The organism is uncultured Fibrobacter sp. (assembly GCF_947305105.1).
Taxonomy (GTDB): domain Bacteria; phylum Fibrobacterota; class Fibrobacteria; order Fibrobacterales; family Fibrobacteraceae; genus Fibrobacter.
In genome coordinates, this window is sequence record NZ_CAMZCS010000064.1 from 1 (window position 1) to 6342 (window position 6342).

5 protein-coding genes are annotated in these 6342 nt (G+C 49.4%); 2 read left to right on the forward strand and 3 right to left on the reverse strand.

The genetic code is table 11. The features are described 5' to 3' along the window. On the forward strand, window positions 1–1647 hold a 1647-nt coding region (gene thrS / locus Q0Y46_RS14695; RefSeq protein ID WP_297948555.1), incomplete at its 5' end, for a threonine--tRNA ligase. Window positions 1648–1765: 118 nt separating this feature from the next. Here thrS and Q0Y46_RS14700 read toward each other — a convergent pair. Both Q0Y46_RS14700 and Q0Y46_RS14705 read right to left on the reverse strand, forming a co-directional pair. Further along, window positions 1766–3082 (reverse strand): FISUMP domain-containing protein, encoded by a 1317-nt coding sequence (locus tag Q0Y46_RS14700; protein ID WP_297948558.1) that lies wholly within the window; start codon window positions 3080–3082, stop codon window positions 1766–1768. Continuing rightward, complete coding sequence (locus Q0Y46_RS14705; RefSeq protein ID WP_297948561.1) at window positions 3079–4806, reverse strand: hypothetical protein; 1728 nt, start codon at window positions 4804–4806, stop codon at window positions 3079–3081. Before Q0Y46_RS14705 ends, Q0Y46_RS14700 begins: the two co-directional genes overlap by 4 nt. Before the next feature lie 88 nt (window positions 4807–4894). Between Q0Y46_RS14705 and Q0Y46_RS14710 the strand changes: the two genes are divergently transcribed. Next, window positions 4895–5470, forward strand: coding sequence for an NUDIX hydrolase (locus Q0Y46_RS14710; protein ID WP_297948564.1), 576 nt, complete (start codon window positions 4895–4897; stop codon window positions 5468–5470). Here the strand turns inward: Q0Y46_RS14710 and tsaA are convergent. After that, window positions 5447–6241, reverse strand: coding sequence for a tRNA (N6-threonylcarbamoyladenosine(37)-N6)-methyltransferase TrmO (gene tsaA, locus Q0Y46_RS14715; RefSeq protein WP_295680214.1), 795 nt, complete (start codon window positions 6239–6241; stop codon window positions 5447–5449). The genes Q0Y46_RS14710 and tsaA overlap by 24 nt on opposite strands. Window positions 6242–6342: the final 101 nt, after the last annotated feature.

Here is a 6342-nt window from a genome sequence, read left to right on the forward strand (position 1 = left end):
TACGGTCCGGCTATCGACAAGGGTTTCTACTACGATTTGATGACACCGACCCCGATCCAGCAGTCGGATTTCGAGCGCATCGAAAAGCGCATGAAGGAAATCATCAAGGAAGACCGTCCGTTTACCCGTTGCGAAGTCAGCGCCGCCGATGGCCTGAAGCGCACCGAAGGCGACAAGTACAAGACGGACAACGCTGAACGAGCTCTCGCCCGCGAAGGTAGCGACGGCACTCTCAGCTTCTACGTGACTGGCGAACCGGGCAAGAACTTTGAAGACCTCTGCGCCGGCCCCCACGTGCCTTCTACCGGCAAGCTCAAGAATTTCAAGGTGCTCTCGATGTCGGGCGCCTACTGGCACGGTGACCAGAACAGCGACCAGCTGACCCGCGTGTACGGCACCTGCTTTGCCGACAAGGAAGGTCTCGAAACTTACCTGAAGTTCCTGGAAGAGGCCGAAAAGCGCGACCACCGCAAGATCGGTAAGGAAATGGACCTCTACCATATCGAAGACCATTCTCCGGGCATGGTGTTCTGGCACCCGAAGGGCACCAAGATGGTGAACGCCCTGAAGGACTACATCCGTGGCAAGATTGACCGTCGCGGCTACCTCGAAGTGATCACGCCGGAAATTGTGAACAAGACTTTGTGGATCAAGTCCGGCCACGCCGACAAGTACAACGAGAACATGTTCAAGACGCTGGCTGGCGACGTGGAAATGGCCGTGAAGCCGATGAACTGCCCCTGCCACATCCAGATTTTCAACACCGGGCTCCGCAGCTGGCGCGACCTTCCGATGCGCCTTGCCGAATTCGGTAAGTGCCACCGTTATGAACCTGCCGGTACGATGCACGGCCTTATGCGCGTGCGCGGCTTTGTGCAGGATGACGCCCACATCTTCTGTACCGAAGACCAGATTGCAAGCGAAGTGGCCGACTTCTGTGCCCTCGTGAAGGAAATCTACCACGACTTCGGTTTTGACGATATCGTGGTGAAGTTCTCCACCCGCCCGGAAAAGCGCGTGGGTTCCGACGAAATCTGGGACAAGGCTGAAGCCGCCCTCGCCGAAGCCACGAAGCTCGCTGGCCTCGACTACATTCTGAACCCGGGTGAAGGCGCCTTCTACGGCCCGAAGCTCGAATTCACGCTGAAGGACAGCCTCGGTCGTGACTGGCAGTGCGGTACCATCCAGGTGGACTTCAACTTGCCGATGCGCCTCGGAGCCGAATATGTCGGTAAGGACAACCAGAAGCACGTTCCGGTGATGTTGCACCGTGCAGCCGTCGGTTCCATCGAACGCTTCCTCGGTATTCTTATCGAAGAATTCATGGGCGATTTCCCGTTGTGGCTCGCTCCGGTTCAGGCCCGCGTGCTCCCGATTTCTGAAAAGTTCGTGGACTACGCCAAGCAGGTCGAACGTGAACTCGTGAACGCCGGCGTCCGCGTCGAAGTTGACGAATCCAACGAAAAGCTCGGCTACAAGATCCGCCAGTGCGAATTGCAGAAGGTGCCGTACCTCCTCATCGTCGGCGAGAAGGAAGTGGCTGACGGAGTTGTGTCCGTGCGCCGTCGTAAAGAAGGTGACAAGGGCAGCATGACTGTCCAGGCCTTCCTCAACATGACCGCTGACGACCGCAAAGTTGTGCGGTAAAGTTCACTGAGCTTGCCGAAGTGAGCGCCGATTCGGTCGGTTCGGCAGGCTCACCGACCTTAAATTTTAAAACGCAGACTCGTTCAGGGCCTGCGTTTGTTGATGAAATCTATTTTCCCTACTTGTTTTCAACGCAGCGGATTGCCTTTTTCTGCAACTTTGGGGCAATCTTGATTTCGGGGATGGTGTCGGAGAGGGTAAATTCCTGATAATAGGCGGTCGTATCGCTTTCCTGCTCCGTTGTCCAGTAGTCTCCTTCCGGATAGCTGCTGAACATTAGGGAATAATAATCGTTCCCCTGGTAGTATTCGCGCAGTTTTTCCCAATCGTATTTCGAAGACACATGCCAACCTACAGGACAAAGCCCCTTGGCGTTCGTTTCAAGCGATGCGTACGAGTAATCTGCCCAAGAATACAGGCTGTCGACATCAAGGTCTTTTTCCGAAGAATCCTCCTCGGCAGAAGCTTTGTACAAGACAACAATCTGGGGCTCCGCTCTCTTTCCTAGTACACCCATGGCTTGCCCCCAGGTAAAGAGCGAATCTGCAAAGGTTCCATCGTTTACAACGAGATCTTTCACAAACCAGCGGGAATTTGTCGCCGATTCGTAATTCACCTTATAGATGTCTCCTCCATCGCACACAATGTAGTCAGAGCCATACGAGTAGGCAGTCGTCTTAACCGATATGTCATTGCAGACGACCAATTTGGAATTCCAGCTGTCGGAAAAATAAAAGTTAGAAAGCAAGCATGCAACCTCGTCGCCATCGAAATACAATTTGCGTGGACCATAGTCAAAGCCATAGGCGTATCTGTTTTTATTGTATTCATCTTCAACAAGTTCCGTGCGCTCTTTCTCAGTACCCTTATGATAGATTTTAAGTCTCATGCTTTTTCCAAGGTCATGTTCCTTTCCATCCACCTTGAGTGAAAGAAGAGGACGCTTCGCAATAACATAATAACGATCATCGTAAATTCCATATTCTGTTGTATCCTCATTTTTCGGATAATCGAACTGACAACTGGAATCTTTTACATTGAGCATAAACTTTCTTAATTCGTCCATATCGAGTTTTAGTGATATTCCCTTTTTGCTGGAAATCCCCGCCAGGTCATGCTTTACCACCGTAGAGTCCTGATAAAAGACAACAGTATCTCTTTTCCATTTTTCAATCGTATTGAAACCAACAAAATATACGGAGCAAGTTAAGGAATCATGATTGCAGTCATAATTTTGGACAAAGAGGACTTCGCCATCAGCCGTCACCAAGGAGTCGGAATACACATGATAAACAAGCATGCTGTCGGAATCGCAATCCGAACAAATTTCCTCTACCGTTTGTGTATTTGCGGAAGAAAGCATTTCGCTGTTACTGCAGGAAGTACCGACCGCAAGAATCAGAAAAGTCGTTAATAGCAGAAGAATTTTTCTCATGGTCTCTCCTCCAAATCATGGTTCAACATACAGCGGACAGCAAGAGTGTCATCCTTGGCAGATACACCCTGAATCCAGAAATCTCTATCAAAATCTTCCACCGCATCCGCCTTTTCAAGCAATTCCATATCTTTGCGGGTAGGAACATGCCAGCCGTTGGGGCATGCCGTTTGAGCCTCTTCCCAGGTGTATTTTTTGTTGCGGTAATTTTCGCCGAGCAAATACATCACTCGTCGGGAGGAATCTTGCACGCCCTCTGGGATGTACTGGTAACGAAGCACTTTGTAATTTCGTTCTTTGCAAATTAGACGCCCCGAAGCGTGCTCGCCATTATCCAAGAGGCATGCCGTAGCGGAGTCGTTATCCACAAAAATCTTGGAAGAGAGCCAGCAGGAATCCAGTTCAGCCCTGAAATGCATATTATAGGACGTATAGGTGTATTGCTGGCCTCGGCACCAATAATTGCCGTCACAATGTTCAAAATCCAAGCCCTCCGGATAGTGAATCAATGTATCCAGGTCCTTTATCTCGTAAGTGGAATCCATAAAGGCATAATAAAGATGCATTTTTTCGATGGACATTTCTGGCGGGAGCGTTACGTTGCACTGATGGTCCGCATGGAGCATGCGTTTTTTCAAGAACGACATGTCCAAGTGGAACTTCTTGGACTTTCCGCTCGAATCCCGAACGGCAAAACTAAATTCGAATGACGAATCCAAGGATACCGAGAAAGGCTTATTGTTCAGGTGAACCCAGCCGTCTTTATCATTCCCGACCTCCATTGCCGACGACACCAGCGTATCCAGATAAAAACGGAATGTTGCAACACAAGATGCATCATTAGCAAGGCACTCCATCCGTTTCAACAAAAACGCCACGGAATCCTCCATAGTCACAAAAATATTGTTCCACGTTTTTATTTCGAATCGTTCCAAGTCACGTTCAGGAAATTCCCTATATATTTTGTCGGAGTCAAGAGAAACTTCCTCATTCACGAATTCCACACAAAATGCACGAGGCGACCAGGCGCTATCCAAGGCAATGCAGTCGTGGTATGTAGGCGGGCATGAGACCTTTACGGGCATACTCAAGGGAATGCATTTTTTATAATGATTCGTCGCAGCCTTTGTAACTCTAAAGGGATACCGGTCAATAACTGTTTTAGAATCATCCAGTAGTGTTACGACCGTGGAATCGGACTCTTCGATGGTTAAGATGGAGTCTCGCTCTTGCGTCACGTTGATTCTTGTTTTGGAGAGATCGGCCTCATATTTCTTTACCCGGGATACGTCGGCGGAATCCCTGAAATAAAGAGTGAGGACCATGTTGGAATCTATTTCAAAATATTGATCGTACTGGAAGTTTAGCGGTACCCATGTTGAACTGTCCCAGCTAACCTGCAATGGCGAACTATAGACTAAATCCCAATTGCTGTATTGGAATTGGTCGAGTCCGGTATCGTCCGTATAGTCGTAAGCGCTGAATTGCCCGATACACTTCCCTGTCACTTGGGAACACTTGATGGAATGGTTCTTTAAGGTAATCGAAATCGGGTCATAAAAAGAGACTTCTATAGAATATTTCGTCTCTCGATAATAACTATCCTCCTGTAATTCGGGACGGCAGCAAACCGAGGGCTCTTCCGAGTCACAAGCGCAGCAAAGCAAAGCCGCAAACATCCCTACATACAAGAATATCTTACTTGTACTAAAAAAATTAATCATCGCCCAAAAGATAAAAAAACACTCTTCGGTATCCTAGACCAAATCAGTTGCAAACTTTTTATCGGTTGCAAATTCTTAAATTTACATCATGAAACCCTGGAAACTCTTGAATACAGAATACTTGGTAGATGCGCCTTGGCTAAAAGTTGCCAAGGAAAAATGCGAATTGCCGAATGGGAAAGTCATCGATGACTTTTACACGTTATGGCAGCCCGACTGGGTTTTGATTCTCGCCCGTACCACCGAGGGCAAATGGGTAATGACGGAACAATACCGCCATGGAACCGGTAAAATCGCACTTGAATTCCCCGCCGGGATTATAGACAAAGATGAAACACCCGAACAAGCCGCACTGAGAGAATTGCAGGAAGAATGTGGGTATGGGTTAGACGAGAGACGAGAGACAAGAGACGAGAGGAGTTTAGTCTACCTTGGGGTGTTTCCGGTGAATCCGGACAGGCACCGTGGCGTTTTCCATGTCGTTTTTTTTGACAACGTTGTCAAAAACGGAAGCACGCACTTTGACAGCACTGAAGAAATCGAGACCTCCGAGTTTACGGACGAAGAACTGCAAGAAAAAATGGCGGAGGGCAGTTTCTGCCATCCGCTCCAGATGGCAGGCTATCTAAAATTCAAACTATTAAAACATCGCAATAAAATCTAGATGCAGTTTCTTGTCGCCGTACTTATCCTCGGGATTTTGTAAATCCGCGACACTGTAACCGCTCAGTATTTTCTGAAGCTTCACTTTGCGCGATGGTTCGTCGTAGCTAAAATGGATGCGGAATGTCCGGTAAGCGAGTACACCCGTATGCGAATTTTCGTCTATGGTCAGGCGACGGCGGGAACTGTCAAAAACATCCTTCGAAAAGTTCCCGCGCGCAAGTTGCACACGTGCAAAACTTTCCAAGTCAAACGGGCTGCGATCTGCAATCCAGCGATTCTGCGTCTCAAAGAAATCGGACATTTCGACCGACCACAGGTCACCCACCTGTTCTTCGACCCAACCGGCTTTCGCCTCGGGAAAGGCATCTGCCATCGGTATGTAAGGTTTGATGTCGAGCACCGGCGTCCCGTTCAGAAGGTCCGCCTCGTCCACATAGAGCGTGAGCCCCTCGATTTTAAGCAACCGGACGCAACTAAGCCCAATCGGGTTAGGACGGTAAGGGCTACGGCTGGCAAAAGTCCCTACGCGGTCTCGCCCTTCGGGAGGGACCGGTGGGCGCGTCGTGGGACGCCAGCCACTATTTTCGTGGAACTGGAAAATCACCCACAATCGTTCAAAGCCCTCTAAATCGCGGAGGGCCGTCTCAAAATTCCTACCGCGAGCAAGTTCGATGCGCCCAGGATGCCCCGCAAAAAGGCGACCCTGCCTCGGAGCGTCGTACTTGTACACGGCATCGCCGTAAAAAAAGCCTATTGGTTCAACTACCATGTTGCTCGGCCCAGCCTCCTGTAGACAAGACAAACATAGTTTTTTTAAAAAAGGGACCCGCCGGCGAAGCCGGCGGTTCTTCATATACGGGCGTAGCCCTA